At 72.4% G+C, this 26,420-nt stretch carries 32 protein-coding genes; 11 read left to right on the forward strand and 21 right to left on the reverse strand.

Going from position 1 to position 26,420, the window contains the following annotated elements; all coding sequences use genetic code 11:
- Positions 1 to 96 precede the first annotated feature (96 nt).
- From ACNQOV_RS14710 to ACNQOV_RS14735, 6 genes are all read right to left on the reverse strand, one after another.
- Positions 97 to 762, reverse strand: a complete 666-nt coding sequence (locus ACNQOV_RS14710) for a pentapeptide repeat-containing protein (protein WP_022907852.1) — start codon at positions 760 to 762, stop codon at positions 97 to 99.
- A 4-nt stretch (positions 763 to 766) separates the two neighbouring features.
- The gene (locus tag ACNQOV_RS14715) at positions 767 to 1,186 is read right to left on the reverse strand and encodes a DUF6314 family protein (protein WP_416395417.1); all 420 of its coding nucleotides are present in this window, start codon (positions 1,184 to 1,186) and stop codon (positions 767 to 769) included.
- Between the two features lie 9 nt (positions 1,187 to 1,195).
- Positions 1,196 to 1,438, reverse strand: coding sequence for an SHOCT domain-containing protein (locus ACNQOV_RS14720; protein ID WP_416395419.1), 243 nt, complete (start codon positions 1,436 to 1,438; stop codon positions 1,196 to 1,198).
- Positions 1,435 to 1,767, reverse strand: a complete 333-nt coding sequence (locus ACNQOV_RS14725; RefSeq protein ID WP_416395422.1) for an SHOCT domain-containing protein — start codon at positions 1,765 to 1,767, stop codon at positions 1,435 to 1,437. Before ACNQOV_RS14725 ends, ACNQOV_RS14720 begins: the two co-directional genes overlap by 4 nt.
- A 76-nt stretch (positions 1,768 to 1,843) precedes the next feature.
- A complete protein-coding gene (locus ACNQOV_RS14730; protein ID WP_416395425.1) occupies positions 1,844 to 2,881 on the reverse strand; it encodes an NAD-dependent epimerase/dehydratase family protein in 1,038 nt (345 codons plus the stop codon).
- The gene (locus ACNQOV_RS14735) at positions 2,881 to 4,074 is read right to left on the reverse strand and encodes a zinc-dependent alcohol dehydrogenase (protein WP_022907847.1); all 1,194 of its coding nucleotides are present in this window, start codon (positions 4,072 to 4,074) and stop codon (positions 2,881 to 2,883) included. The genes ACNQOV_RS14730 and ACNQOV_RS14735 overlap by 1 nt, the downstream gene beginning before the upstream one ends.
- 233 nt (positions 4,075 to 4,307) lie before the next feature.
- Here ACNQOV_RS14735 and ACNQOV_RS14740 point away from each other — a divergent pair, with 233 nt between their 5' ends.
- Positions 4,308 to 5,126 (forward strand): polysaccharide deacetylase family protein, encoded by an 819-nt coding sequence (locus ACNQOV_RS14740; RefSeq protein WP_416395428.1) that lies wholly within the window; start codon positions 4,308 to 4,310, stop codon positions 5,124 to 5,126.
- Here the strand turns inward: ACNQOV_RS14740 and ACNQOV_RS14745 are convergent.
- Positions 5,118 to 5,624 (reverse strand): GNAT family N-acetyltransferase, encoded by a 507-nt coding sequence (locus ACNQOV_RS14745; protein ID WP_416395430.1) that lies wholly within the window; start codon positions 5,622 to 5,624, stop codon positions 5,118 to 5,120. The two genes, ACNQOV_RS14740 and ACNQOV_RS14745, sit on opposite strands and share 9 nt — an antisense overlap.
- Before the next feature lie 51 nt (positions 5,625 to 5,675).
- Between ACNQOV_RS14745 and ACNQOV_RS14750 the strand changes: the two genes are divergently transcribed.
- Positions 5,676 to 6,260 carry a TetR/AcrR family transcriptional regulator gene (locus tag ACNQOV_RS14750; RefSeq protein ID WP_022907844.1) on the forward strand — a complete coding sequence of 195 codons (585 nt, stop codon included), beginning with the start codon at positions 5,676 to 5,678 and terminating at the stop codon, positions 6,258 to 6,260.
- Between the two features lie 102 nt (positions 6,261 to 6,362).
- On the opposite strand, the gene ACNQOV_RS14755 is transcribed toward ACNQOV_RS14750, so the two are convergent.
- Complete coding sequence (locus tag ACNQOV_RS14755) at positions 6,363 to 7,259, reverse strand: aminoglycoside phosphotransferase family protein (protein ID WP_402268916.1); 897 nt, start codon at positions 7,257 to 7,259, stop codon at positions 6,363 to 6,365.
- Between the two features lie 22 nt (positions 7,260 to 7,281).
- Here ACNQOV_RS14755 and ACNQOV_RS14760 point away from each other — a divergent pair, with 22 nt between their 5' ends.
- Positions 7,282 to 7,650, forward strand: a complete 369-nt coding sequence (locus tag ACNQOV_RS14760; protein WP_402268914.1) for a nuclear transport factor 2 family protein — start codon at positions 7,282 to 7,284, stop codon at positions 7,648 to 7,650.
- Positions 7,651 to 7,709: 59 nt separating this feature from the next.
- Here ACNQOV_RS14760 and ACNQOV_RS14765 read toward each other — a convergent pair whose 3' ends face one another.
- The 3 genes from ACNQOV_RS14765 to ACNQOV_RS14775 all read right to left on the reverse strand — a co-directional run bounded on the left by ACNQOV_RS14765 (position 7,710) and on the right by ACNQOV_RS14775 (position 10,684).
- Entirely contained in the window at positions 7,710 to 8,360 is a 651-nt protein-coding gene (locus tag ACNQOV_RS14765; RefSeq protein ID WP_416395434.1) for a DNA alkylation repair protein, read from the reverse strand.
- Positions 8,357 to 9,160: a sulfite exporter TauE/SafE family protein gene (locus tag ACNQOV_RS14770; protein ID WP_416395436.1), complete on the reverse strand. Its 804-nt coding sequence runs from the start codon at positions 9,158 to 9,160 to the stop codon at positions 8,357 to 8,359. The genes ACNQOV_RS14765 and ACNQOV_RS14770 overlap by 4 nt, the downstream gene beginning before the upstream one ends.
- Before the next feature lie 426 nt (positions 9,161 to 9,586).
- Positions 9,587 to 10,684, reverse strand: coding sequence for a type I restriction endonuclease (locus tag ACNQOV_RS14775; protein ID WP_022907839.1), 1,098 nt, complete (start codon positions 10,682 to 10,684; stop codon positions 9,587 to 9,589).
- Between the two features lie 275 nt (positions 10,685 to 10,959).
- Between ACNQOV_RS14775 and ACNQOV_RS14780 the strand changes: the two genes are divergently transcribed.
- Positions 10,960 to 11,148 (forward strand): hypothetical protein, encoded by a 189-nt coding sequence (locus ACNQOV_RS14780; RefSeq protein ID WP_022907838.1) that lies wholly within the window; start codon positions 10,960 to 10,962, stop codon positions 11,146 to 11,148.
- Positions 11,149 to 11,187: 39 nt separating this feature from the next.
- Here ACNQOV_RS14780 and ACNQOV_RS14785 read toward each other — a convergent pair whose 3' ends face one another.
- From ACNQOV_RS14785 to ACNQOV_RS14795, 3 genes are all read right to left on the reverse strand, one after another.
- A complete protein-coding gene (locus tag ACNQOV_RS14785; RefSeq protein ID WP_416395439.1) occupies positions 11,188 to 12,384 on the reverse strand; it encodes a peptidoglycan DD-metalloendopeptidase family protein in 1,197 nt (398 codons plus the stop codon).
- Positions 12,385 to 12,535: 151 nt separating this feature from the next.
- Positions 12,536 to 13,012, reverse strand: coding sequence for an SRPBCC family protein (locus ACNQOV_RS14790; RefSeq protein ID WP_402268904.1), 477 nt, complete (start codon positions 13,010 to 13,012; stop codon positions 12,536 to 12,538).
- Complete coding sequence (locus ACNQOV_RS14795) at positions 13,009 to 13,398, reverse strand: ArsR/SmtB family transcription factor (protein WP_083858009.1); 390 nt, start codon at positions 13,396 to 13,398, stop codon at positions 13,009 to 13,011. Before ACNQOV_RS14795 ends, ACNQOV_RS14790 begins: the two co-directional genes overlap by 4 nt.
- An 89-nt stretch (positions 13,399 to 13,487) precedes the next feature.
- Between ACNQOV_RS14795 and ACNQOV_RS14800 the strand changes: the two genes are divergently transcribed.
- Entirely contained in the window at positions 13,488 to 15,356 is a 1,869-nt protein-coding gene (locus ACNQOV_RS14800) for a gamma-glutamyltransferase family protein (protein WP_416395441.1), read from the forward strand.
- A 38-nt stretch (positions 15,357 to 15,394) separates the two neighbouring features.
- On the opposite strand, the gene ACNQOV_RS14805 is transcribed toward ACNQOV_RS14800, so the two are convergent.
- The gene (locus tag ACNQOV_RS14805; protein WP_416395445.1) at positions 15,395 to 16,438 is read right to left on the reverse strand and encodes an NAD(P)-dependent alcohol dehydrogenase; all 1,044 of its coding nucleotides are present in this window, start codon (positions 16,436 to 16,438) and stop codon (positions 15,395 to 15,397) included.
- A 38-nt stretch (positions 16,439 to 16,476) separates the two neighbouring features.
- The gene (locus ACNQOV_RS14810; protein WP_416395447.1) at positions 16,477 to 17,073 is read right to left on the reverse strand and encodes a DUF805 domain-containing protein; all 597 of its coding nucleotides are present in this window, start codon (positions 17,071 to 17,073) and stop codon (positions 16,477 to 16,479) included.
- A gap of 122 nt (positions 17,074 to 17,195) precedes the next feature.
- Between ACNQOV_RS14810 and ACNQOV_RS14815 the strand changes: the two genes are divergently transcribed.
- From ACNQOV_RS14815 to ACNQOV_RS14825, 3 genes are all read left to right on the forward strand, one after another.
- Positions 17,196 to 17,636, forward strand: coding sequence for an OsmC family peroxiredoxin (locus ACNQOV_RS14815; protein ID WP_022907830.1), 441 nt, complete (start codon positions 17,196 to 17,198; stop codon positions 17,634 to 17,636).
- Between the two features lie 71 nt (positions 17,637 to 17,707).
- Positions 17,708 to 17,959: a hypothetical protein gene (locus ACNQOV_RS14820; protein ID WP_402268893.1), complete on the forward strand. Its 252-nt coding sequence runs from the start codon at positions 17,708 to 17,710 to the stop codon at positions 17,957 to 17,959.
- A gap of 53 nt (positions 17,960 to 18,012) precedes the next feature.
- A complete protein-coding gene (locus tag ACNQOV_RS14825; RefSeq protein WP_402268890.1) occupies positions 18,013 to 19,518 on the forward strand; it encodes a threonine/serine ThrE exporter family protein in 1,506 nt (501 codons plus the stop codon).
- A 167-nt stretch (positions 19,519 to 19,685) separates the two neighbouring features.
- On the opposite strand, the gene ACNQOV_RS14830 is transcribed toward ACNQOV_RS14825, so the two are convergent.
- On the reverse strand, positions 19,686 to 20,360 hold the full coding sequence (locus ACNQOV_RS14830) for a TetR/AcrR family transcriptional regulator (protein WP_022907827.1): 675 nt from the start codon (positions 20,358 to 20,360) through the stop codon (positions 19,686 to 19,688).
- 168 nt (positions 20,361 to 20,528) lie between these two features.
- Here ACNQOV_RS14830 and ACNQOV_RS14835 point away from each other — a divergent pair, with 168 nt between their 5' ends.
- Positions 20,529 to 20,852 carry a hypothetical protein gene (locus tag ACNQOV_RS14835; RefSeq protein ID WP_022907826.1) on the forward strand — a complete coding sequence of 108 codons (324 nt, stop codon included), beginning with the start codon at positions 20,529 to 20,531 and terminating at the stop codon, positions 20,850 to 20,852.
- Between the two features lie 73 nt (positions 20,853 to 20,925).
- On the opposite strand, the gene ACNQOV_RS14840 is transcribed toward ACNQOV_RS14835, so the two are convergent.
- A complete protein-coding gene (locus ACNQOV_RS14840; protein WP_416395451.1) occupies positions 20,926 to 21,837 on the reverse strand; it encodes an SDR family oxidoreductase in 912 nt (303 codons plus the stop codon).
- Between the two features lie 194 nt (positions 21,838 to 22,031).
- On the opposite strand from ACNQOV_RS14840, the gene ACNQOV_RS14845 reads away from it, so the two are divergent.
- Positions 22,032 to 22,805 (forward strand): hypothetical protein, encoded by a 774-nt coding sequence (locus ACNQOV_RS14845; RefSeq protein ID WP_416395454.1) that lies wholly within the window; start codon positions 22,032 to 22,034, stop codon positions 22,803 to 22,805.
- Positions 22,806 to 22,814: 9 nt separating this feature from the next.
- Here the strand turns inward: ACNQOV_RS14845 and ACNQOV_RS14850 are convergent, their stop codons facing one another.
- Both ACNQOV_RS14850 and ACNQOV_RS14855 read right to left on the reverse strand, forming a co-directional pair.
- Positions 22,815 to 23,597, reverse strand: a complete 783-nt coding sequence (locus tag ACNQOV_RS14850; RefSeq protein ID WP_416395456.1) for an endonuclease/exonuclease/phosphatase family protein — start codon at positions 23,595 to 23,597, stop codon at positions 22,815 to 22,817.
- 25 nt (positions 23,598 to 23,622) lie between these two features.
- A complete protein-coding gene (locus ACNQOV_RS14855; protein ID WP_022907821.1) occupies positions 23,623 to 24,183 on the reverse strand; it encodes a sigma-70 family RNA polymerase sigma factor in 561 nt (186 codons plus the stop codon).
- Between the two features lie 48 nt (positions 24,184 to 24,231).
- On the opposite strand from ACNQOV_RS14855, the gene ACNQOV_RS14860 reads away from it, so the two are divergent.
- Entirely contained in the window at positions 24,232 to 24,879 is a 648-nt protein-coding gene (locus ACNQOV_RS14860; protein ID WP_416395459.1) for a TetR/AcrR family transcriptional regulator, read from the forward strand.
- Here ACNQOV_RS14860 and ACNQOV_RS14865 read toward each other — a convergent pair.
- Positions 24,872 to 26,392, reverse strand: coding sequence for an LCP family protein (locus tag ACNQOV_RS14865; protein WP_022907819.1), 1,521 nt, complete (start codon positions 26,390 to 26,392; stop codon positions 24,872 to 24,874). The two genes, ACNQOV_RS14860 and ACNQOV_RS14865, sit on opposite strands and share 8 nt — an antisense overlap.
- Between the last annotated feature and the right edge of the window lie 28 nt (positions 26,393 to 26,420).

The raw sequence follows: 26,420 nt of genomic DNA on the forward strand, positions 1-26,420 counted from the left end.
AGACAGCCGCCGCGTGAGGCAGCGCGCGGTCGCGGGCGGCAGCGCGCGGTCGCAGGACGCAGCGCGCGACCGCGTGCACCGCGCGGCCGGCGGCGGTCAGTCGACCCGGTAACCCGCCTGGGCGGCGAGGAGCGGCGCGAGCGTGTACAGCTGGTCGGCCGCGATCGTCGCGCCGCGGAACCCCTCGAGCCGCTCCACCCGGTCGAGGTCGGCGGCCCGGAGGTCGACGTGGTCGATCCGCGTGTTCGACCCCTCGGCCGCGCGGATGCTCGTCCCCTCGAACGACACCCGCAGCAGCCGGGCGTCGGCGATGTCGAGCTCGTCGACGACGCAGTCCCGGAACACGACGTCGGTGACGGTCGAGCCGCGGAGGTTCACGAACCCGAGCTTCATGCCGACGAACTCGACGCCGTTCAGCGTCGTGTCGTACAGCTCGGCCGAGCCGATCCGGCCGCCGGCGATCCGGACCTCGCGCCAGGAGCTGCTCGACGCCCGGAACACCGGGGCGTCCAGCGTCTCGACGATCGCGTCGCGCACCCGCAGTCCCCGCAGGTCGGCGCCGTCCGCCCGGAGCGTGCCGATGACCGACTCCTCGATCTCGAGGTCCGGCAGCCGCTCCCCCGCGAGGTCGAGCACGTCGATGCGCTTGCCCTCGATCCGGTCGCCCGTGAGGACGTCTCCGGGCCCCGGAGTCCAGTCGTCGAGGTCCGTCGGTTCGGTCAGGGTGGTGCGCGGGGCGTCGGTACCGGAGCTGCGGGGCATGCGATCAGTCTGCCGGGTGGGTCCGACGTCGCAGCGTGCTGTCGAGGACGTAGTCCTTCGCCGGGCCGTGCGCCTCCCAGCGGACCGTCCAGCGCTCCGTGTCGCCGGCGAGCACCCCGGAGTAGTCGTCGGGCGCGCAGACGTGCGACACCGACGACCCCCAGACCCAGTCGTGGAACACCCGACCGTCCGAGAAGTGCACCGTCCAGCCGTCGTCCGAGCTGCGGCGGACCCAGAGCGTCCGGGAGACCGGGACGGTGCGACCGTCGAAGGCCATCGTGCCGACCTCGTCCCAGCGGACCGCGTCCGGGGCCGTGCGCGCGAGCGTCGTGGTCCCGGTCACGAGGCCGTCGATGCCCGCACGTCGGTCGAGGACCGTGCGGTGCAGGGTCCACTCCCCGAGCAGGTCGATCGGTCGCAGCACCCGCCCAGGCTAGTCGCGGAGAGCCTCGGCCCGGGCGGCGCGGTGCTCCTCGTCCGAGATGACGCCGCGGGCGCGCAGGTCGTCGAGCTCGGCGAGCCGCTGCTCACGGGAACCGCCCGTCGCGCGGCGGGACCGTCGGACGACGAACACGATCGCGACGACGACGGCCACCACCACGAGCGCCACCACCACACTCCAGACGAGGTCGTAGACGGGCGGCACCAGTGGGTTGTGGGTCTCGGCGGTGATCACGCGCGGAGAGCCTCGGCCCGGGCGGCGCGGTACTCGTCGTCCGAGATGACGCCGCGGGCGTGCAGGTCGTCGAGCTCGGCGAGCCGCTGCTCGAGCGACTTCTCGGGCGCCAGCGTCCGGCTCTGCATGGCCTGGTACGCCAGGTCCTCCTGCATGGTGAACGGGTTCTGGCCCCGCTTCGCCATCCGTGCGCTGCGGAGGACGACCGTCACGACGATCGCGACGAACCCGAGACCGATCACGGCCGCGACCACGCCGAACAGCACCCCGAACGCGCCGAACGCGCCGAGCCCGCCACCCATGCCGTCACCCAACAAGTTCCCGAACACGCCGTCCCCCTTCGTCGGAACGATCCGACCGTAGCGCGTCCCCGGCCCGAGCGCTGTCCCACGAAGGGGCCACCCGTCACCCGCGCAACGGCCCCGACCCCGGCACCCGCGCCCCGTCCCGGAACCCGTCCACGAGTTCGCGCAAGGCCTCCTCGGACGTGTGCCGCGCCTCCCACCCGAGGACCGACCGCGCCCGGTCGGTCCGCATGACCGGCACCCGGGCCGCGATGTCCACCCATCCGGCGTCCGTCGGCTGCAACCGCAGCCGCCAGGTGAGCGTGACGAGTCCGCGGATCGCCCACATCGGCACCCGCACCGCGCCGCGCATCCCGAACGCCCGCGCCATCCTCGGCGGGTTGAGCACGGGTGTGGCAGCGATGTTGAACGCCCCGCCGGCACGCCGGTCGATCGCTCGCCAGAAGGCATCGGCGACGTCGTCGGCGTGCACGGCCTGGAACACGAACGCGAGCGGCAGGGGCAGGACCGCCCAGCGGATCCACCGGACGACCGACATCGGCACGAGGCGGCCGAGGAAGAGCCCGCGGAGTTCGGCGGCGGCGCTGCGCTGGAAGACCAGGCCGGGTCGCAGCCGCGTCACGACGACGGACGGGTGGGCGGCCGCGAACGCGTCCATCGCCGCCTCGTTCTCGGCCTTGTGGATCGAGTACGTGGCGGTCGGGATCCCGGTGACGGGGAACTCCTCGTCGACGGGCGTCCGCTTGCCGTCCACGTCGACCCCGCGGTACGCCCCCACGGACGAGGCGACGACGACCTGGGGCACCTCGACCCGGGCGACGGCCTCGAGGACGTTGGCGGTCCCGGTCACGTTCGTCCGGTACTGCGCCGGGATGTCGTGCGTCGGCTGCAGGGCCCAGCCGAGGTGCACGACGGCGTCCGCGCCCCGGAACACGGCGGCGAGCTGGTCGACGGCGTCCGGGGCACCGATGTCGACGGCGTGCCAGACGGCCACCCCGTAGGGCTCGGCGCGGAGGTCCGGCAGCCGTCGGGCGACCCCGACGACCTCGACGGCGGTGCCCTCGGCCCGGACCGTCGTCAGCCGCCGGAGCACCGCGGTCCCCAGGTTGCCGGTCCCGCCGACGACGACGATCCGCATCAGGCCGCGGCCATCGCGGGGTCGAGCACGACCTTCACGCAGCCGTCCTCCTTCTTCTGGAACACCTCGTACATGTGCGGAGCGTCCTCGAGCGAGACCCGGTGGGTGGTCAGGTCGAGCGTGCCGAGCGGGTCCGACGGGTCCTGCACGAGCGGCATGATGTCGTCGATCCAGTGCTTCACGTTGCACTGCCCCTCGCGGACGGTGATCTGCTTGTCGAAGAGCGTCATCATCGGCATGGGGTCGGCCATCCCGCCGTAGACGCCGCTCAGCGACACCGTGCCACCGCGGCGGACGAGGTCGATCGCCGCGTGCACCGCGGCGAGCCGGTCGATGCCGGCGGTCTCGATCGCCTTCTGTGCGAGCTTGTCGGGCAGGAGCCCGGCGGCGCGCTGGGCGAAGCCGGCGACCGGGTTGCCGTGCGCCTCCATGCCGACCGCGTCGACGACGCCGTCGGGACCGCGACCGTCGGTCAGGTCGACCAGCTGCGGGACGACGTCCTTCGTCAGGTCGAACACCTCGGCCCCGTGCTTCGCTCCGAGGTCGCGGCGGACCTGCTCGGGGTCGACGGCGAGCACCCGGTAGCCGAGGTGCGCGCCGATGCGGGCGGCGAACTGGCCGACCGGGCCGAGGCCGAGCACCGCGAGCGTCCCGCCCTCGGGCACGTTCGCGTACTGCACGGCCTGCCACGCCGTGGGCAGGATGTCGCTGAGGAACAGCCAGCGGTCGTCGGGTGTGCCGTCGTCGGGGATGACGATCGGCCCGTAGTCGGCGTGCGGCACGCGGAGGTACTCGGCCTGGCCGCCGGGCACCTGGCCGTACATCTTCGTGTAGCCGAAGAGCGCGGCGCCGGAGCCGTACTCGGTGACCTGGGTGGTCTCGCACTGCGACTGGAGTCCGCGTTCGCACATGTAGCAGTGCCCGCACGAGATGTTGAAGGGGACGACGACGCGGTCACCGACCTTCAGGTTCGTGACGGCGCTGCCGACCTCCTCCACGATGCCCATGGGCTCGTGCCCGAGGACGTCGCCCCTGTCGATGTACGGACCGAGGACCCGGTACAGGTGCAGGTCGGAGCCGCAGATCGCCGTGGAGGTGATCCGCACGATCGCGTCGGTCGGCTGCTGGATTGTCGGGTCGGGGACGGTCTCGACGGACACCTTCTCGGTGCCCTGCCAGGTCAGTGCGCGCACGTCGCGTTCCTCTCGTGGTCGCTTCGAGTCGGCCAGGAGGCGCGGCTCGTCTCCCCACGTCGGTACCCGCCCGCCCCGTGGTGCGTTCCCAGCCCCGTCCGGCCAGCGCGGTCCGTGGCGGACGCGAGCCGCGCCTCCTGGCCCGGTCCCCGTGGTCCCGGTGGCCGATCGGCCAACCGGATCGTCCCGGGAGCCGATGCGCCCGACCGGCCGGTCACCCGATGCTGGTGCGGATGGACCACCGCACCACCCGCCGCTCCCTGCTCGCCGGAGCGGGCGCCCTGCTCGCGGCCGGAGCGCTCGCCGCCTGTGCGCCCACCGGACCGCGACGGGAGGCCGTCGCGACGCACTCGCCGACCCCGACGCCCGTCCCGTCTCCCACCCGGACACCGACGCCGACGCCGACGTGGGGGCAGCCGACGCTCACGAGGACACCGCTGCCGGCAGGCACCGTCACCGGGCTGCCCGCCGGGACGCCCGGCATCGCCTGGACCGTGGACGACGGCGCGTCATCCGACGTCGTCGGCGCCTACGCCCGCTTCGCGGCCGAGACCGGCACCCGGCTCACCTTCTTCGTGAACGGCGTCCGGCCCTCGTGGACGGAGCACGCCGACGTGCTGCGGCCCCTCATCGCGTCGGGGCAGGTGCAGATCGGCAACCACACCTGGGACCACCTGGCCCTGACGAAGCTCGGCGACCAGGCCATCGAGGACGAGCTGACCCGCAACCACGAGTTCATCGAGCGGACGTTCGGCGTCGACGCACGCCCGTACTTCCGACCGCCGTACGGGTACCACGACGCCCGGGTCGACGCCGCCGCCGCACGGGTCGGCTACACGACACCGCTGCTCTGGTACGGGACGCTCGCGGACTCCGGCGACATCGGCGCCGGACAGATCGTCGGGTTCGCCGACCAGTGGTTCACGCCGGGTCGGATCGTGATCGGCCACGCGAACTTCCCGGGGACCATCGGCGCGCTGCCCCGGCTGGGCGCCCTCGTCCGGCAGCGTCGGCTCGGGACCTACACACTCGACGACGTGTTCTCACGCTGACCCTGCTCCGATGACGTCGGGGGCCGGGCCGAGTCGCCGGCCGAAGCACACCGAGTTCGTCGACCCGGCGTAGGCACCGAAGGGCGGGATCGCCGTGTACCCCTCGCGCTCGTAGAACCGGATCGCGTCGGGCTGCGCCGTGCCGGTCTCGAGGACCACCGAGCCTGCGCCCGCCCGCACCGCTTCCTGCTCGAGCCGCCGGAGCACCGCCGTCGCCACACCGGTCCCCCGAGCGGACGGCGCCGTGTACATCCGCTTGATCTCCACGACCCCGGCACCGAGGACGTCGTCGGGGAGCGGCCGGAGCCCGCCGCAGGCGATCGCGGAGCCGTCCTCCTCACACGCCAGGACGAACACCGGGACGTCGGCCGCGGTCGGCGGGACGCCGGGCTCGTGGTCGTCCGTCCCGTAGCGCGCGTCGAGCTCCTGCCGCTGTGCTCGGCGGAGCCGGTCGGCGTCCGCGTGGTCGAACGGGACGGTCGTGATGGTCCAGCGCATGGCGATCCTTTCGGTAACGATCGTTACGGTAACATCTGTTACGCTTCCGGTGTGCCCCGGACCCGAGACGACGCCGCCCAGCGGACCCGGTTGTCCGAGGCCGTCTTCACCACCCTCGCCGACCTCGGTCCGACCGGCCTGACGCTCCGCGCCGTCGCCGAACGCGCCGGGTGCACGACGGGGCTCGTCCTCCACACGTTCCCCGACAAGCGCGCCCTCCTCCTGCACGCCCGACAGGTCCTGCACGACCGCACCAGGGTCCGTGCCGACGCACTCGAGGCGGACGCCCCGGATGCGGCAGCAGCGGTGCGGGCGGTGGCCGGCGGCGCACTCGCCGTCGATGCCGGGCGCCTCGCCGAGGCCCGGGCGTGGGTCGCGTTCCTCGCCGCCGCGCTCGGTGACCCCGTGCTGCGCGACCAGCACGTGACGAACAGCCGCTCCTTCGCCGGGCGACTCGCTCGACTGCTCGCGCTCGCGACCGGCCTGGCGGATGCGGTGTGTGACGACCGCGCGGCTGCCCTGGTCGCGACCGTCGAGGGGATCACCGCGCTGGCCGCGGGCGACCCCGAGCGGTGGACGCCCGAGCGACAGGTCGCGGCGCTCGACCTCGTGCTGGACGCGGCGCTGACGCCCTAGCCCCGCCGGCCCGGCCCCGGCCCCGACCCCGACCCCGACGGGCGGTCTGGCTACTCGGGTGGGCCGGGCTGCGCGCGGCGGCCCGGCTGCTTGACGCGCAGCTCAGGTCGCGACCGGATCGGCGAGGACCGCCCCCAGCACCGCCTCGTGCTCCGCGCGGTCCCCGGGCCCGGCGCTCCCCGCGAGCATGATGAGCGCCTTCCAGAGCGCCCAGCCCCGCGCCCGCGCCCAGGTGCCGGCGTCGAGGCCGACGGCGTCGCGGAACACCCGTCGCGCCTCCGGGTCGAGGAACGTCCAGGCGAGGACGAGGTCGCACGCCGGGTCACCGACACCGCACGTGCCGAAGTCGATCACGGCCGAGAGCCGTCCGTCCCGGTCGACGAGCAGGTTGCCCGGGGCGACGTCGCCGTGGAACCACACGGCCGGCCGGTCCCAGGCCGAGGCGGTCGCTGCGCCCCAGACCGCCTCGCACGCATGACGGTCGACGTCGTCACCGAGCCGGTCGAGCGCCGCGACCACCTCGGGCGCGGAGTGCGACGGGTGCGCTCCCCGGTGGAACGAGTGCGCCCCGGCGACCGGACCGTCACCCGCCGGCACGGCCCGCAGCTGCCGGAGCACCGCACCGACGTCGGCGGCGAGGGTCCGTCGGTCGAGGGTCGAGGCCCGGGCAGCGACCGTACCGTCGATCCAGCGCCGGACCGACCACGGGAACGGGTAGTCCTCGGCCGGGACCCCCAGTCCGACCGGCTCCGGCACCGGGACGTCGAGCCGCGCCGCGAGGTACGGCAGGACCCGCTGCTCCTTCTCGACCGCTGCGACGTACCCGGCCGCGCTCGGCAGCCGGACGGCCAACTCGCTGCCGAGCCGGTAGGTGCGGTTGTCCCACCCCTGCGCATCGACCTCGCGGACGGGCAGCCCGGCCCACTCCGGGAACTGCGCGGCCACGAGCCGTTCCACGAGCGCGGCGTCGATGCGGGGTCGGGGCACCTCGGTGTGCATGCGCCCAGGCTAGGCTCCGCCCATGTCGACCGTGTCCGAGCTGCTGACCACGAACCTCCACGACGTCTTCGGGAACCGCGACGCTGCCGCACGCCGCGCTGCGATCGAGCGGACGTACTCCCCCGACGTGACCTTCACCGACCCCGAGGGGACCGTCACCGGCTGGGACGCCCTCGACCAGAAGGCCGCGGGGATCCTCGACGAGGCGCCCGGTGCGTTCCAGTTCGTCGAGGAGGGGCGTCGCTACGTCTCTGAGCACCACGGGGTCCTCGCGTGGGGCTTCGGCCCGGTCGGTGCGCCCGCGGTCCGGGGCGTCGACGTCATCGAGGTCCGGGACGGTGTCGTCGTGTCGCTCACGACCGTCCTCGCGGAGCCCACCGCCTCCGACTGAGCCATCGCCGGGTGGCGCCGTCCGACGTCTGGACGGTGTCAGCGCCCCGGCCTGCAGGGTCAGCCGCGCAGTCGGTCGCGTTCCGCCGGCGGAAGGTGCTCGGTCGCCGTCACCCGCGCCGCGGGGGTGAGGAACCGCCCCTGCCGTTCGAGGAACGCGACGAGCGCCGCCTCGGACGCCCGCTTGCCGGTCTCGCGGAGCACCCGGCCGAGCGCCGACTGCACGGTGTCGTTCCGCTCCCGCACGAGCCGCCCCGCGATGGCGAGCGGCACCTCGGCGTCACCCTGCTTCGCGAACGCCAGGGTGGCCACGACCGCGATCCGACGGACCATCGCCACGTCGGACTTCACGAGCGCGAACAGCGGGCCGGTCGAGCCCTCGACGAGCGGGGCGCCCACGAGCTCCTCCGCTCCGAGGTCGACCAGCACCGTTTCGTCGAACCGCTCCGCCTTCGCCGCCGACAGGTACTCGTCGGTCAGCTCCGGGTCCGGGTGCTCCCGCATCGCCTGCACGAGGAGCAGGACGGCGACGAGCCGCGCGCCCCGGTCCTCGCTCCAGAGCAGCGCGGACCGCTCACCCTCGTCGAGGTCGGCGAACTGCCGCGCGACGCGTCGCGCCGCCGGCACGTCACCGGGTGTGCGCGCGAACGCCGCGAGCACGGCCTCCGCATCCGCCGGGTTCCGTCCACCGCCGGACTGGAGGCGCGTCACGCGACCTCTCCGCCCGTCGCCTCGTTCCGCGGTGCGGTCCGGCGACCGCGGCGCAGGACGATCACCGCGACCACCACGAGGAACGCGGCGAAGAGCCAGGTGCCCACCTGCGGATCGACGAGGCGGGCGATCCACGCGCCTCCGGGAGCGCAGACGGCGGCCGTGACGCCGATCGTGAGGCCGACCCGGAGGTCCACCGCTCGGCGCCGGAGGTTCGCCACCGTGCCCGAGACGGCCGTCGGCACCATGGTGAGCAGCGAGGTGCCCTTCGCGAGCAGGTCGCCCGCGCCGAGGGCCACCTCGAGCCCCGGCACGATGACGACCCCGCCGCCGACCCCGACGAGCCCGGACAGCACGCCCGACAGCAGCCCGAGCAGCAGCAGGACGATCGCCTCGACCACACCGAAGTGCACCTCGCCCCCGCGCGTCGGCACCGCCACGAACAGCGAGACGAGCACGACGGCGATGAACCCCACGAAGATCCACGGCAGCACCCGGAGCGGCAGCGCCCGCAGGAGCCGCGCGCCGATCGGGGCACCGACGACGCTGCCGACCGCCAGGGTCAGGGCCGCGAGCCAGTGCACCTCGCCCTGCACGCCGTACGTGATCGCCCCGACGACGGCCGCGGGGGCGATCGCCACGAGGGACGTCGCCGATGCCCGGCGCTGGTCGAGGTGGAGGAACGCCATCAGGGCCGGTACGACGATGACCCCGCCGCCGACGCCGAACAGGCCGGAGAGGATCCCCGCCACGATCCCGATCGCCACCAACACGATGACCCGTCCGCCGCGCTTCTCCATCCCGTCCACCCTACGGCCGACGTCGAACGATCAGGACGCGAGGGCCTCGGCCGCCGGACGATCGCCCCGGGCAAGGTTGAAGCCCACCACCGCGGCAACGGTGATGGGCTCCGAGTTGCTCTCCGAGTGGAGTGCCAGAGGGACGCACAGTGTCCCGAGCGTTTGGCTCGGAGCCAGCATACGTGACCCCGGTCACGGACGCACCCCTCGGCACCCGCGGCCGAGCCTGTCCTGACCACCGGTGCCGAGTTCGCTCGTGGCCTGCGTCTCGGATAGCGTTGTCAGACACTCCCGGATGTCTCGACTACCGGGCGCGAAGCCCCGCCTCTGGCGGGGCTTCTGTACTTCTGACCGCCCAGCGCTTCGGCAGGGTGACCGTGCCGTGGTCATCCACGATCCGGTTGCGCACGCGAATGCTGACGATCCTCATGATTCGTACCGCTGGACGGAAGTCCTGATCGCCTCGGCGTGGAGGTAGATGTCGTCGAGCGCGTCGATCGGGTGCTTGGTCTCGACCTTGTTCTCGTCGAACAGCCCGAGGTACTTCTGCTTCTTGCCGTTGAACCACAGACGAGCGATCGGCTTGCGGTTGTTGTCGTCGAGCAGGACGGCGAAGTACGACTTCTGGTCGCGGTGCGCGATGCGGTCCGGCTTCACCTCGCTGCAGGCGATCGCCTTGACGATCTGGTACCCCTCGAGTTCTTCGAGCGTGGTCTCGATCTCGGTGTCCCGGTCGAGATCGTCCTCCGCGACTGCCGCGCTCGTCATGGCTTCCGCAGGTGCTTCCGCTCCGACCGGCGACGTGTAGGAGGCGCCGAGAGCCGTCTTGAGGCGATCGTTGACCTGCTCGTTCAGGAACTGCTTCGAGGCCTTCGCGACCAGGGTCGTGAACTGTGTCCGCGCCTCCTGGGTGAAACGGCCGTCGTAGACGCGAGAGGCGAAGAGACGGACGAAGTCTTCCTCGGGCTCGCGGAACTGCGCGGCGATCGCCCGCTTGATCGAGCCGACGTACTTGAGCTCTTCCGCCGCGCTGATGACCGAGTCGAGGTCGAACACGTCCTTCGTGAGCTTGCTCAACTCCGGGAGGAGCGTCTCGTCGATGTCAGCGAGGTCCAGCACCAGGAACGGCCGGTCGTCCATCTTGTTCGGCGCGTCGAGGTCCGTGTAGAAGTTGTAGACCTCGCCGTTCGTGAGCACCGCGATGCGGGCGTTGGTGACGGAGAAGTAGCGGAACAGCTGCGACGCATGCTCGATCTTCAGCGGCTCGGTGGACTTCTTGCACTCGATGAGGATCTGCACCTCGCCATCGCGCATGATCGCGTAGTCGACCTTCTCGCCGCGCTTCACACCGACATCGGCGGTGAACTCCGGCACGACCTCCAGCGGGTTGAACACGTCGTAGCCGAGGATCGTCGAGATGAACGGCATGACGAACGCGTTCTTCGTCGCTTCTTCGGTCTGGATGGCCTCGCGCTGGTTCTGGACCTTCGTGGCCAGTGCAGCAAGGCGTTCTTCGAACTCCATCGTTCCTCCCCTGGGTCGATCCAACGTTAGTTGAAGACCTGTCACCAACGCGATTGCTCGCGCCCCCACTTCGCGGGCAGTGGCCAGACTAGCGCAGTGGAACATCACACATCATCACCGTAGGCTGTTGCGCGGGGCGGCGGTCGCCGGACGATCGCCCCGGGCAAGGTTGAAGCCCACCACCGCGGCAACGGTGATGGGCTCCGAGTTGCTCTCCGAGTGGAGTGCCAGAGGGACGCACAGTGTCCCGAGCGTTTCGCTCGGAGCCAGCATACGTGACCCCGGTCACGGACGCACCCCTCGGCACCCCGCTCCTGGTGTCCGCCGGCGCTGACACACCGGAGGCGGTCTCGATGTCGAAGGACAACGGGTCCGAGCCCAGGCGTCGGGTGTCCTGGTTGCCGGTCGCGAGCTTGCTCGTGGCTGTCGCCAGGCTCCTGCTCGACGTCTGGCGGAGGGACTGAGACGGCGGCCCGCACTCGACTCGAGTGCGGGCCGTTCCCCTACCGGAAGTGCAGCAGTGTCAACGGGTCGAAGAGCGACCCCGCCCGCCGGGTCTCGACGTGCACGTGCGGCCCGGTCGACTGCCCGGTGTTGCCGGACTTCCCGATCTCGGTGCGCACGGACACGATCTGCCCCTGCTTGACCTCGATCGCGCTGAGGTGCGCGGTGAGGACCGTGACGTTGCCGTAGGTCACGACGATGTAGTTGCCGTACGAGGCGTTGTTCGCGACGGTGCTCGTCACCGTGCCGGTCCCCGAGGCGTACACGGGCGTGCCCACCGCGACCGGGGCGTCGGCGCCCTGGTGGTACCGCGGCACGTGCCCGGCGCCGCGGTCGTCGCCGTAGCGTCCGGAGATCTTGGTGCTCGCGACCGGCCACATCATGCCCGTGACGGGCTTGGTCGACCAGACGCGGGTGTCCTTGCCGCCGTAGAGCACGACGTTGCCGTCCACCTGCACCATGAGCGTGCCGGCGCCCGCGGTGCCGGTCCGCGAGTTCCAGAGCGTGACCTTCTTCTGCGCGGCGTCGCGACCGACCACGGCGAAGTTGCCGTCCTTGCGCAGCTCTGCCCAGGCGCCCGCGTGCCCGGCGGTCCCGGACTGCCAGACGACCTTGCGGTTGACGGTCTGCACGAGGTTGCCGTCGGTCTGCATCGTCAGGCGACGGGTGCCGCTCGTGTCCGAGCTGAGCACGGTGCCGGAGTAGATCGAGTTGCCGGCGGGCACGACGCCCTGCTGGCTCGTCCAGTTCACGATCGCGGTCTTGCCCGAGTAGAGGCCCATCGTGCCGTCGGCGCGGACCGCGAACTCGGTGGACTGCGCGGTGCCGGCGGAGGCCCAGCGGACGATGCGCTTGCCGTTCCGCAGCAGGTCGACGGCGCGGTTCCGCCCGATCGTCAGCACGGCACCGGGCTGGTTCGAGGTGTTGGACGCCCAGAGCACCTGGTTGCCGACGCCGTACTCGACGAGGTTGCCGTCACCCTGCAGGATCAGCCGGAACTGGCCGTTCGGCGAGGTCACCGAGTCGCCGGGCTGCAGCGTCGTACCGGCAGGCGCCTTCCCCTTGTAGACCACGGCTGCCGACGCCGGCTCGGCGATCCCGACGGCACCACCGGCGACGACGACGATGGCCACGACCGCGGCTGCGAGTCGTGGGAGTCGGCGAGCGCGCGCGACGGAGGACGGTGTGCTGGTCATGGAACCCCTGATCTGGATCCGGCCGAGCCCCTGCCGACCGTTCGGCGACGCGCTCTCGACACGCCGCCGAACGATGGTCACCTTTTCGTGGAGCCCGCACAACCCCATTGCCCGGACCGGACAACCCCAGTTCCGGGGGCACTCCATGTCGTCAGGGCATCTGGAAGAAGGCCTTCGGGGCGCCGAGCAGGGCCTCGAGCTTGTGGAACGACTGCGTCCACCCGGCGATGTTCATGTCCCGCATGACCTCGGGGAAGGGGCCCTGGGTGAGCGTGACGACCGTGCCGTCGCCGTCCTCGGCGAACTCGAGCGTGAGGGACAGCGGCGTCCCGTCCTCGATGCCGGGGATGCCCTCGGCGGTCGACGTCCCGACGATGATCCGGTTCTCCTCGACCTCCTGGAGCGTCGACTGCACGGGCGAGGCCCACCCGGGGTCGTCGTTGCTCACCATGGTGAGGTTCCAGGCCCCACCGACGCGGGCGTCGACCTCGACGGTGGCGACGGGGACGTGGAAGCCGAGCGGCCCGAACCAGAGCGCGAGCTGTGCGGGGTCGACGAACGCGCGGTAGACGTCCTGGACGGGGTACGCGAACCGGTGGGTGGCGTGGGCGGTGAACTGCTCGGTCATGACTGCTCCTGCTGGTCGTCGGACGGGACGGTGGGTGCTGTGGACGCGCCGCCCACGGTGGCGGGCGGACGCTGGGAGGCGAGCAGCGCCTCCAGGCTGTCGAACCGGCGGTCCCAGACCGGCTGCAGCCCGCTCAGCCACCCGGCGAGCTCGGTGACGGCCTCGGGCCGGAGCCGGCAGGTGCGCCACGTGCCGTGCCGCTCACGGGTGATGAGACCGGCGCGTTCGAGGACGCCGAGGTGTCGGGAGATCGCCGGTGCGCTGACGTCGAACGGCTCGGACAGGTCGGTGACGGTCGCCTCGCCCTTCCCGAGTCGCTCGACGATCCGCCGACGGATGGGGTCGGCGAGGGCCGAGAGGACGGCGTCGACGCGGTCGGTGGTCATCGTCGCCTCCTTGGTGAACACTGCGGTTAATTAACCGCTGCGTTCAGTATGCGCGCACCCGCGGATGCACGCAAGGACAGGATGGGACCATGCCGACGCCGAACCCCGCCTTCATCCCGCCCGCCCCCACGACCACGCGACCGGACCTCGCCGGCACCTTCGGCATGGTCGCCTCGACGCACTGGATCGCGACCGCCACCGCGCAGTCCGTGCTCGAACGCGGCGGGAACGCGTTCGACGCCGCGGTCGCCGGAGCGTTCGTGCTGCACGTCGTCGAGCCGCACCTGAACGGCCCCGGCGGCGACCTCACGGCGGTGTTCGCGACCAAGGACGACCCGACGCCGACCGTGCTCGTCGGCCAGGGGCCCGCGCCGGCCGGTGCGACACCGGAGCACTACCGCGCCGAGGGGCTCGACCTCGTCCCGGGAGCCGGTGCCCTCGCCGCCACCGTGCCGGGTGCCGTGGACGCCTGGCTCCTGCTGCTGCGCGACCACGGCACGTGGGAGCTCGCCGACGTCCTCGCACCGGCAGTCGGCTACGCGCGGGACGGCCACCCGGTCGCACCGGCGGTGGTCCGGACGATCACGGCGGTGCGCGGGTTGTTCGAGGAGCACTGGCCCACCTCCGCCGCGCAGTGGCTGCCGGGAGGCACGGTGCCGGCCCCGGGGGACGTGGTGCGCAACGAGGCGCTCGCCTCGGTCTTCGAACGGCTCGTCGCCGCCGGGAGCGGCGTCGACGGCCGGAGCGCGCGCATCGACGCCGCCCGCGGCGAGTGGGCCGAGGGCTTCGTCGCCGAGGCCATCGACCGGTTCGTCCGCCAGCCGCACCGCCACGCGTCCGGGACCGACCACGCCGGCGTGATCCGGGCGTCGGACCTCGCGGCCTTCCGGGCGACCTACGAGCCGGCGACGACGGCGGAGTTCCGCGGGTGCACCATCGCGAAGACCGGGCCGTGGGGACAGGGTCCGGCGCTCCTGCAGACCCTGCGACTGCTCGAGCCGCTCGACGACGCACGGCTCGACCCCGCGACCGAGCTCGGCGCGCACACGATCGTCGAGGCGCAGAAGCTCGCGCTGGCCGACCGCGAGGCGTTCTACGGCGACGGCGACGTCCCCGTCGACGTCCTGCTGTCGGACGCGTACACCGACGAGCGACGAACACTGATCGGGGACCTGGCGTCGGCCGAGCTGCGGCCCGGGACCGTCGAGGGCGTCCGACACACGATGCCGCCGGTCCGGACGTCGCACGAGGCCTCGGCCGGAGCCGCCGGGTCAGCGGGCGAGCCGACGGTCCGCATCGAGCGGGACGCCCCGGCGGTCGCGCCCGTCGAGGACCGCGGCGAACCGTTCGTGGCCCCGGACGGCGAGACCCGCGGTGACACGTGCCACATCGACGTCGTCGACCGCTGGGGCAACATCGTCAGCGCGACCCCGTCCGGCGGCTGGCTGCAGTCCTCGCCGACGATCCCGGGGCTCGGTTTCTGCTTGGGTACCCGCCTGCAGATGACCTGGCTCGAGGAGGGCACGGCCTCGACCCTCCGCCCCGGCGAGCGCCCGCGCACGACGCTCACCCCGACCCTGGTGCTCCGCGACGGCGTCCCGGTCGCCGCGGTCGGCTCACCGGGTGGCGACCAACAGGACCAGTGGCAGCTGCTGTTCCTGCTCCGCTGGATCGTCGGCGGGTACTCCCCGCAGCAGGCCATCGACGCGCCCGCCCTGCACACGACGTCGTTCCCGGGGTCGTTCTGGCCGCGCACGTGGGAGCCGGCTGGACTCGTGGTCGAGGACCGGATCGGCGACGACGTGATCGCCGGGCTCGAGGCCCGCGGACACGTCGTCACCCGCGCGGGCGACTGGACGCTCGGCCGGCTGTCGTGCGTGACGCGGGACCCGGCGACCGGGGTGCTCGGCGCGGCGGCGAACCCGCGGGGCGCGCAGGGCTACGCCGCGGGACGGTGACCCGGTAGCGCGCGGCCCCGCGGCTCCGCGTCTCCGCGTCAGAGCGTCGGCACCACGACCGCGCGGCCCGAGAGCTCGCCGGCCTCGAGCTTCCGGTAGGCCTCGAGCGCGTCGGACAGTGCGTAGCGCTCGACGTCGGGGACGATCTGCCCCGCGCGGTACATCGCGACGACCTCGTGCAGGTCCTCGACGGTGCCCCAGTACGTGTTCGTGATGGTCGACTCGTACGGGGTCCGGAAGAAGTTCCACTCCGTGGTGCCCCCGGCGATGCCGACCACGGTGCACCGCCCGCCGATCGCCATCGAGGCCTGGGCGAGGGTGATCGTCGGTGTCGCCCCGACGAAGTCGAACGCGGCGTCCACCCCGCGCCCGCCGGTGATCTCGCGGATCGCAGCGGCCTGGTCGGGGCCACCCGGCACGGTGATCGCGCCCCGTGCGGCCGCGCGGTCCATCGCGTCCTGCTTCGTGTCCGTCGCGATGACGGTCGCCCCGGTGAGGGCCGTGAGGATCTGGACGGCGATCTGCCCGAGTCCGCCGAGGCCCACGACGAGGGCGTACCTGCCACCGCCGGCCAGGTTCGGCAGCGAGGCCTTGATCGCGTGGTACGGCGTGAGCGCGGCGTCGCTGAGCGGTGCGGCCGCGATCGGGTCGGCGTCGCCCAGCGGCACGAGGTTGCGTGCCGGCACGGTGACGTACTCCGCCATCCCGCCGTCGCGCCCGAGGCCGATGCCCGCGTACGGGTTCGTGGCGGCGTTGTCGCAGTACGTGTCCTGCCCCTTCGAGCAGTACGAGCAGTGCCCGCAGCCGACCGGGCCGTAGACGAGGTAAGCGTCACCCGCGGTGAAGCCGGAGACGCCGTCGCCGAGTTCCTCGACCCAGCCGGAGTTCTCGTGCCCGAGGACGAACGGGGGCTGCTGCGCTCCAGGCTGCCCCGCCTGGAACTCGCGGTAGACGGCGACGTCCGAGTGGCACGCACCGGCGCCGGCGACCTTGAGGAGCACCTCCCCCGGACCCGGGGTGGGCTTCGGGACGTCCGTGAGGGACGGGAACGTCTGGAACTGTTCGAACACGACGGCGCGCATGGGGTCTCCTTTGAACCCCGCCAGATTACACCTGTCGCTCAGGACGACAGTTGTGGTTCATCCGTGCTCGACATCTGCCGCCCGCCGACCGGGTCGCGGTCGAACCGAGCGCCCCGGGCGCGCGACCGCGAGGCGACCATGCCGGTCAGCACGAGCCACCCGATCGGCCCGGTGAACACGAGGAGCAGGATCCACATCCCGGTGTGGTCACGGTCGTGCAGGCGTCGGACGAGCAGCGACCACCGCGGCACGACGGTCGCGATCACCGCGGCGAGCAGGACCGCGTCCCACGCGTCCGGCCGGACGTCCCGGGGACCCGAGCCCCAACCGAACCAGGCCCCCTGCTCCACCTCGACGAGGTGGAAGGACACCCGCGGCGAGACGACCGCCCCGAACGGGTCCGCGTACAGCTCCCACCGTCCGCCCGTGCCGTGCACGCCGACGATCCAGAGCGCCGCCGCCGTCAGGGCGAGCTCGAGGGCGATCACCCACCAGAACTCCGTCCGGCTCGCCCGCCCGTGGAACCGCCAGCCCTGCGTCCAGAACCGCACCCACGCGACGACCGGGTTCGTCACGTCGACCGACCCCGGCTCGAGCACGCGGTCGCGGAAGCCCGCGGTCACCCTGTCCCCCATGCGCCCGATCGTAGGGCAGACCTGCGTCTTCCCCGAGAGCCCTCGCGAGAACGCGCGTTCTCTGATTGACTCGGCGTCGGCGGTCCCGATCGGGACCGATCCCCCACACGAAAGGAGCGGTCATGCCCACGCGCACCGCACGCACCGCCTGGAACGGCGGCCTCAACGACGGTTCCGGCCAGGTCGAGCTCTCCAGCTCGAAGGTCGGCACGTACGACGTGTCCTTCCCGAAGCGTGCCGCCGACGACGCCGGCGGCACCACCAGCCCCGAGGAGCTCATCGCAGCCGCGCACTCCGCGTGCTACGCCATGCAGTTCTCGGCCGTCCTCGGCGAGGCGGGCGGCACGGTCGAGGCGCTCGACGTCAAGGCCGACGTCTCGCTCGGCCCGGACTCGGCCGGCGGGTTCAAGCTGACCGGCATCGTCCTCACCGTCTCCGGCGAGGTCTCCGGCATCGACGAGGCGACCTTCCTCAAGGCCGCCGACGAGGCGAAGGCCACCTGCCCCGTCTCGAAGGCGCTCACCGGCGTCGACATCGAGCTCCACGCGACCTTCGAGCAGTAGGCGTTCGACGCGCGGAACGGGAGGCGCGGTGCCGGTCGGCACCGCGCCTCCCGTCTGCGTACGTTGACGGCATGCCACGTCCCGCACCCTGGACCCACGTGTCCCTCTGGCTCGGCCTGGCCGCCCTCGTCGTCGGCGTCGTGCTGCTCCTCACCACCCCGACCTCCACGGTCGGCTTCGCCAGCGTCGCACCCCGGGTCGACTACGCCTTCGTCGCGGGTTCCCTGGCCTGGCGGTCGACGGTCGGGCCGGTGCTCGTGCTGGCAGGCGCCGTCGTCGCGTCGTTCGCCGCGGGACGGCTCAGCGCACAGCGTCGGCACTGAGGGCGTCCAGCGGACGTCCGGACTCGGGCGTCGACGACTGGCACGATGGCGGGATGGCCGAGCAGTCCCTCCCCGGAGCCAGACCCGGGCGTCCACCACGGCCACGCGTCCGGAACCTCGCGCAGCACGACATCCGCGATGCCCGGGCCCGGCTCCGCGGCACGATCTACGAAGAGGTCGTCCCGGACACCAGGGCCCGCGAGCAGTACTCGCCGGTGCAGATCGTCGACTTCTGCCTCGACCTCGCCGAGGTCATGCTCGCCTCGGGCGCGGACACCCGGAGCGTCGAGACCGCCGTCGTCGCGGTGTCGACGAAGTGGAACCTCGCACCGCTCGACCTCGACTTCTCGGGCAGTTCGGTGACGATCCAGTACGCGCCGGCCGACCACCCGCCGCTGGTGAAGGTCCGCACGGTGCAGTCCGACGGCTCGGACCTCGACCGGTTGGCGCGGGCGAACCAGATCGTCGACGACCTCGTGCACGACGAGCGCGACATGACCTCCGCCGTGAGCGCCCTCGTCGCCGTGCTCCGGCTGCCGCCCCGGTGGCCGCGGTGGTCGGCCGACGTCGGGCTCTCGATCCTCGGCATCTCGATCGCGATGCAGGCCGGCGGTGGCTGGCGGGCGGGGCTCGGCGCGTTCGTGCTCATGCTCGGCATCATCGTCTCGGGCCGGTGGCTGACCGGCCGGGGCTTCCCGCAATTCTTCGTCTCCGGTGCGCAGGGTGCGGTGGCCTCGGCGATCGGCACGCTCGCGATCTGGGCGGGCGTGCTGCACCCGGGGCAGGCGGCGACGATGGTGGCCGCGCTCGTCGTTCTCCTGCTCCCGCACCCGTCCCTCGTCACGTGGGCGCAGGACGCGATCTCGGGGTTCCGGGCGATGGCGGTGGCCCGGGCGTTCTACATCGGGCTCGTCATCGCTGCGATCGTCGTCGGGGTGCCCGCCGGCATCGCCGTGACGAAGTGGCTCCGGATCGAGGTGGATCCGTCCGGGATCGCCCTGCAGACCCTGCCGCTCTGGGCGTCCCTGCTGCTGACCGTCGTCTCGGCGGCCGCCAACTGCTTCGTGCAGCAGGCGAGCGCGCGGGTGATCCCGGTCGCCGTCGTGTTCTCGGTGGCCGCCGGTGCCGCTCTGCGTCTCCTCCGCGAGGTCGGCATCCCGCTGCTCGGAGCGACCTTCCTCGCCTCGGTGCTCCTCGGCGTGCTCGCGACGATCGCCGCCGCACGGATGCGGACGGCCGTGGCGGCGATCGCGGTGCCGGCGTTCTGCGGCGCCCTGCTGCCCGGTGTCGCCGTGTCGAGCGCCCTGCTCAACTTCATGTCCGGGTCGTCGAGCGCGGCGCTGGACTTCGTCGCGGCCGTCTCGGTCGCCCTGGCGATCGGTGCCGGGCTCGTGCTCGGCGGCCTCGTGGCGACGCCGGGGGCACGGCGGGCGCTCCGGCGGTCCCGACGGGTCGTCGTGCACTCGGTGCACAACGACACCACGGCGATCAAGGTCATCCGCGACTCGGGCTACGACCCCGGCAACGGCTCGACACCCCGCGGGCCGCGGCCGCGCTGAACCGGTGCCGGTGCCGGTGCCGGGCGAGCCCGCGGGCGACATCACGGGCTGGGCGACACCTCACGGACCGCGACGCGCGTGACGTGTCGCGCAGCCCGTGAGATCGCGACGCCGAGCGCCGAGCGGCGAGCACCCCGAGCCGAGCACCGAGCACCTAGTGCCGCGGGTCAGATCTCCCAGCCGCCGTCGCTCCACGTCGACAGTCGCCGTGCGGCCTGCGGCTCGTAGCGCTCCATCCAGCCGCGCTCGAGCCGCGTGACGGCCCGGTCGAAGGCGGGCACGAGGTCGAGGTCCGACCGCAACAACGCCTGCAGCTGGAGTCCCTCGTAGAGCGCGATGAGCTGTTCGGCCCCGCGACGCGGGTCCATGGTGTGCGGCGCCCGACCGACCGCGATGTCGTGCTCGAGGCCGCGCTTGATCTGCGCGTAGAAGAGCTGGTAGCGCGACCGCAGGTACGACGCCATCGGGTGCTGCGGGTTGCCCGCGACCGAGAGCAGGGCGACGAGGAGCCGCATGAGCGCCGGGTCCTCGGCGTTCGACGCGACGATCCCGCGCAGGAGCTGGACCGTGGAACCGTCGCCGACCTCGCGCGTGACCTCGTCCATGCGGCCGCCGTTCCACCGGTCGACCGCGGCGAGCACGAGCCCGTCCCACGAGGGGAAGTGCTGGTGGAGCTCCTCCACCCCGATCCCGATGCGCTCGGCGACGAGTCCCGCGTGGGCCTCGTGGAAGGGAACGTCCCGCAGGAGGTCGACGGTGGCCCCCACGATCGTGATCCGCAGGTGCAGGGTCGCGGCCGCGGCGGCTGCCGCCTGCGTGTCCGCGCTGGTGTGTTCGAGCATCGTGCCCTCCGTCGGTCCCGGACGTCCTGTCCGTGTCGCCCACTGGGGGCAGGACCATCCAAACGGAGTTCGGGGGACAACAGCATCCCCGGTCCGGGTGTCGGCATGTCGGGGGACAAGCGATGCGGTTCGCAGCGCGTTCGCGGTCATCCGTGTGACGATGCCGTCATGACCCCGAACGACCCCACCGCGCAGGGACTGGCGACCATGGCCTCGGCCGGCTTCGAGTTCGGTGGCGACCCGGATCAGGTCGCCCACGACGTCCGGACCATGTGGGAGCAGCTCGGGCGGCCGACCGGCGCGTTCGACGCCGCGGCCCGGGCGATCGCCGCGCTCCCGCAGCGCCCCGAGGTCCCGATCGCCGACCAGGCCCGGCGCCGCGCGTTCGAACGGGCCGTCGGCATCAACCCGGTCGAGGTCGAGCTGGCCGCGGCGCTGTCCGCGCGCGAACTGCTCGAGCGTCTGGCGCGCACCTGCACCGCGCCGTGCTGACGACCGGTTGACGGAAGGACGGGAGGGACGGTGCCAGCCGGCACCGTCCCTCCCGTCAGTTGTCCGCCCACCGCTACGGCGTCGGCATGCCCCCGTCGACGTGCAGCGTCTCGCCCACGACGTACGACGACTCGCCGCTCGCCAGGAACACGTACGCCGGCGCGAGCTCGGCGGGCTGGCCCCAACGGCCGAGGTAGGTCTGCTCGCCGGCGGAGGGCAGGGCCTCCGGGGGCTGCCCACCGGCGGGCTGGAGCGGGGTCCAGATGGGACCCGGAGCCACCGCGTTGACGCGGATGCCCTTCGGCGCGAGCTGCGCGGCGAGGCCCTTCGCCAGGTTGTTCACGGTCGCCTTCGTCGCGGCGTAGTGCACCAGGTGCGGCGACGGTGCGTACGCCTGGATCGAGGTCGTGTTGATGATCGTGGAGCCCGGCTGCAGGTGCGGCACCGCGGCCTTCGTGATCCGGAAGGTCGCGTAGGCGTTCGTCTTGAACGTCTCGTCGAACTCCTCGTCCGAGATCTTCGTGATGTCGTCGACGTTCTGCTGCTTGCCGGCGTTGTTCACGAGGATGTCGAGCCCGCCGAGCTGCTCGACGGCGTCGGCGACGAGCTGCTCGCAGACCTCGAGCGAGGTGATGTCACCGGGCAGCGCGACGGCCTTGCGACCTGCCGCCTCGACGAGGGCGACGATGCGGTCGGCGTCCTCCTGCTCCTCCGGGAGGTACGAGATCGCGACGTCGGCACCCTCGCGGGCGTAGGCGATGGCCACGGCCGCGCCGATGCCCGAGTCGCCGCCGGTGATGAGCGCCTTGCGCCCCGCGAGCCGACCGGCGCCGCGGTAGGTCTCCTCGCCGTGGTCGGCGGGGACGTTCTCCGCCATCTCCTGGTCGGTGCCGGCCCCCTCGAGGTACTGCTCGTCCGGCTTCTTGTCGGCGTACATCTTCGTCGGGTCCTGCATGCTGTACTGGTCGATCTGCTGGTCCGTCATGTAGCCGACGGTACGCACCCGTCGCCGCTCCACCGCCCAGCCGGCTGTCCCCCGGCCCCTCCGACGGTGCGCGCCACCGGACCCCGGTCCGGGACCGTGACGCGTCACCGACGAATGTCACGGTCCGGTGACGGCCCGGCTCCGATTCGGTAACACCCGTCGTCCAGGACGGTCCGGCGTCGTACCGTCGAGTGGTGACCTTCCGGACCGTGCTGGCGCTGAGCGCCGCCGTGCTCGCCTTCTCGGTCGGCACGGTCGCCGTCGACGGCACGGTCGGCACCGGGACCGACCGGGTCACCGCCGCCGAACTCGGCCCGGGTCCGGTCCCCCACGAGACCCCGAGGGTCACGACCGCGAAGCTCAAGCGCGTCGACTCGATCGAGCTCGACGCCGAGTCGCTCGTGTTCCGTCGCGGCGACAAGATCGTCACCGAGGCGTCGATGCGCGACGCCCGCACTATGGTCGGGCTCCTGAACCGCCTGCTCGGCACCCCATCGCGCACGCAGACGGCCGAGGGTGTCGGCGGCGCCTGCTTCCCGTCCGGGACGACCTACACCTGGGGCGGCGCCGTCCGCGTGGCCGCGCTCACGACACCGGCTGCCGCCGGCAACGCGGTCGAGATCCGGGTCCTGCGGGACAGCGTGCGCTCCCGCACCGGCGACGAGGTCGAGCTGCACGGGCCTGGCGGCGTCCAGGTCGGCGACGACCTCCGCGCCGCGATCGAGGACGCACCGTCGACCGACCGCATGTCCCTCGGTTCCGACGACGCCCGCGCGTACCAGCTGCTCCTCGAACCCGGGTGGGCCCCGGAGCACGACGAGTCCGACCGCTCGGATGACGGCGACGCGGACGCCGACGACGACACCGCGGCCGGCCTCGGCACGAACGGCGTCTCCGCCCTGACCGACGACACCACCGTCACGGTGCTCGGATCACCGATGCCGGTGCACGCCAAGCGCTCCTGCTGACGGGCGCGATCAGATCCGCAGCGTCGCCACCACCGGGAAGTGGTCGCTCGCGAACCACGTCTCCGGGCCGTCGTGGTCGATGACGACGCGGTCGACCCCGGCGATCCCCCGCGTGTAGACCCAGTCGATGCGCTCGCCCGAGTCCACCGGCGGCTCCCAGTCGTTGAACGTGGCCGTCCGGTCGGTGGGGTCCCCGCCGACGAGCCAGGCGTCCTCGAACCCGGCTGACTCGAGCACCCGTGACGCGGCACCCGCTCCCGCGGGCTCGTTGCAGTCCCCGGCGACCACGACCGGGCCGTCCGCCGTGCTGAGGCGCTCGACGACGAGCGCGGTGCTCCGTGCCCGGACGTCGTCACCGTGCGGACCGACCTCGTGGTCGAGGTGCGTCGTCAGGAGCGTGAAGGCCTCGCCCTCGGCATCGAGGAACCGCGCGTGGTTCGCCACGCGGGGGAACACGCTGCCCCAGGTGTTCGACACCGGCTCGTCCGGGGTGTCCGACAGCCAGAAGGTGCCCTCGTCGACCGGCCGGAGCCGACTGCGTCGGAAGAAGACGGCCGCGTGCTCGCCGGCGGTGCCGCCCTCGCGTCCCTGACCGACGTCGCCGTGGTCGGGGAGCCCGGCCCGGAGGTCGTCCATCTGGTGTGCGAAGGCCTCCTGCACGCACACGATGTCGGGGTCGTGCCGCCGGATCACGTCGAGCAGGACGGGCAGTCGAGCGGGCCAGTCGTGGGCGGGATCGGGGTTCTTGACGTTGTAGGTCATCAGGGTGATCGGACGCGCTGCGTTGCTCACCCGTCGAACCTACCCACCGCCGGACTCAAGGCACCAGGACCCGCCGCAGCGCGACGACCCCGTCACGCGCGCGGGTCTTCGCCGTGCCGACCGGCACGCCGAGTCGCTCGGCCAGCTCGGGCCCGGACATCCCGACCAGGTGCCGCAGGACGACTGCTTCGCGCTGACGACCGGGGAGCGCGGCGACGGCACGGTGCAGTGCCACCCGGTCGAGGACGCTCTCGGCCCGCTCGACGCTCGCGTGGTCGACGAGTTCCGTGTCCCGCGCACCGATCCGTCGGTCGCGGTCGCGGTCCGCCCGGCTCTTCCGGACGCGGTCGATCGCCCGACGGTGCGCGATCGTCCGGATCCACGCGATCGCCGTGTGCGCCGGGTCGAACCGGTCGGCGATCTGCCAGAGCTCGAGGAACACGTCCTGGACGACCTCCTCCGCTTGCCACGGGTCCACCAGCTGGTGACGGACGTACCGTTCGACGAGCGGCCGGAAGCGCTGGTGCAGCCGGGTGAAGGCATCACGGTCACCAGCCGCGACGGCGAGGAGCAGCGCGCGTTCTTCGTCGCGCTCGGCGAGCAGGTCGTCGTCCACCCCCTGAATGTCACATACGGCAGATGTACTTGCAAGTACACTCTGGACATGCGCCGGTCACCCGCCCAGCTGCCCGCTCGCCGCACGACGCCGAAGGGCCTGGCGACCCGGCGTCGGATCGTCGACGCGGCGGCCGGACTCCTGCTGACGCGCGGCATCGCGGGCACGACGCTCGACGACATCGGCGCAGCCGCCACCGTCGGACGGTCGCAGCTGTACCACTACTTCGTCGACAAGCAGGAGCTCGTGCGCGACGTCGTCCGGCAGCAGACCGACGCGATCATCGCCCGCCAGGGCCTGGACGACGAGGACCTCACGACCTTCGACGCGTGGCAGCGCTGGCGCGACCGGACGGTGCGGGGTGCCGAGGCGGGCGGCTGCGTCGGTGGCTGCCCGCTCGGGACGCTCGGCTCCGAGGTCGCCGAGCGGGACACCGACACCCGGGACCTCGTGGCCGCCGGGTTCGCCCGCTGGGAGCAGGCGTTCCGCGACGGCCTCGGCACGATGCGCGACCGCGGCCTGCTCGACCCCGACGCCGATCCCGCGGCGCTCGCGACGGCCGTGCTGGTCGCGCTCCAGGGCGGCCTGCTCCTGGCGCAGGTCCAGCGCGACGTCCGACCGCTCGCGATCGGACTGGACACGGCCCTCGAGGCGATCCGTCGGCACGCGGCCGGGGCCGGGGCCGGCGTCAGTTGATGCAGACGCCTTCCTTGCCGTAGCTCTTCACGTCGGTCGACGACGGCTTCGGCTCGGAGGACGCGGACTTCGTGGCGGCGGGCTTCGACGCCGTCGACCCGGCCTCGGACGAACCGGAGCCGGCCGCCGGGCTCGAGGCACTGCTGCCGGCCGCGGGGACCGGGGTCACCGTCTTGCCGTCCGAGCCGAGCACCAGCGTCACGCCGGTCACCGCGCTCGTCCGGACCGCGACAGCGCCGGGGACGACGTTCACGACCGCCTTGGCCTGCTTCTCGAGGCCCGCCGGGTACTGCACCTGCGTGGCCTTCGTGAGGTCGGACGACCCGGGGGTCCCGACCTGGAAGCCGCGCGCCGTGAGGACTGTCCCGGCTGCGCTGGCCGCACCGGTGACGCCGCTGCCGTTCAGCACGGTCACCGAGGTCGCCGCGGGCTGCGCGCGGCCCGCCTTGGTGTACTCCTCGGGCTCGCCGACGAGGTTCTGCACGAAGGCGGGCAGGCCGACCGTGTCCACCTCGACGATGGAGAGCGGCGCCCCGTTCACCGTGATCGTCGGGGTGCCGAGGGTCGGGATGGTCGCCGACTGGATGTTCCCCGGACGCAGGTTCCGCATCTGGGACGCCAGGTTGATCAGGTCGGTGTCGGTCTGGATCGAGCCGCCGACGGCCTTGAGGATGTTGCCCATCTTGATCGGGTTGAGCAGCGTCCCGGCGGAGAGCACCTTGCGGGCCTCCTGCGACAGGAAGTACTGCTGCCGGACGTTGCGGTCGAGGTCGCCGTTCGGCAGGCCGTGTCGCTGCCGGACGAACGACAGCGCCTGCTTCGCGTCGAGGGTCGAGTTCCCCTTCGGCAGGTTCACGCCCGAGTACGGGTCGTTGACGGCGTTGTTGAGGCAGACGTCGACCGGACCGAGCTCCTTGACCACCTGGTAGAAGCCGAGCAGCGAGACGCGCACGTAGTGGTCGATCGTCAGGCCGCTGAGGTTCTGGATCGTCTTGATGAGCAGCTTCGCACCGCCGGTGTCGCCACCGCCGTTGAGCGTGCCGTAGTAGAACGCGCTGTTGAGCTTGCCCTTGCCGACACCAGGGATGTCGACGTAGGAGTCGCGCGGGAACGAGATCATCGTCGCCTGCGATCCGTCGGCGTTGATGTGCAGGACGATCATCGTGTCGGTGTTCGTCGCGCCGCCGTCGGACGTCGTGCTCAGCTCCGCCATCTCCTCGGGCGTCGCGTTGTCCGGCCGGTGGTCGTCGCCGACCAGCAGGATGTTCTGCGCCTGGCCGTCGACGTCGTCCTTCTTCGTGGTGCTGCCGGTGATCGCGTTGATCTTCGTGACGCCGTTCGACAGCGATCCGTAGGCGTACGCGGCGTAGCCGCCCCCGAGTGCGAGGCCCATGGTGAGCACACCCGCGATCGCGGGGAGCACCACCCCGCCGCGTCGCTTCTGGCGGCCGTGCCGCGGAGGCGTGAAGCCGCGGCGGCCGCGACCGATCGTCTGCTCGGGCTCGTTCGTCACCCGCAAACCATAACGGGCGGATGCTCTC

Origin of the sequence: Curtobacterium sp. LFS084, from assembly GCF_047977705.1 — a bacterium.
Classification (GTDB): Bacteria; Actinomycetota; Actinomycetes; order Actinomycetales; family Microbacteriaceae; genus Curtobacterium.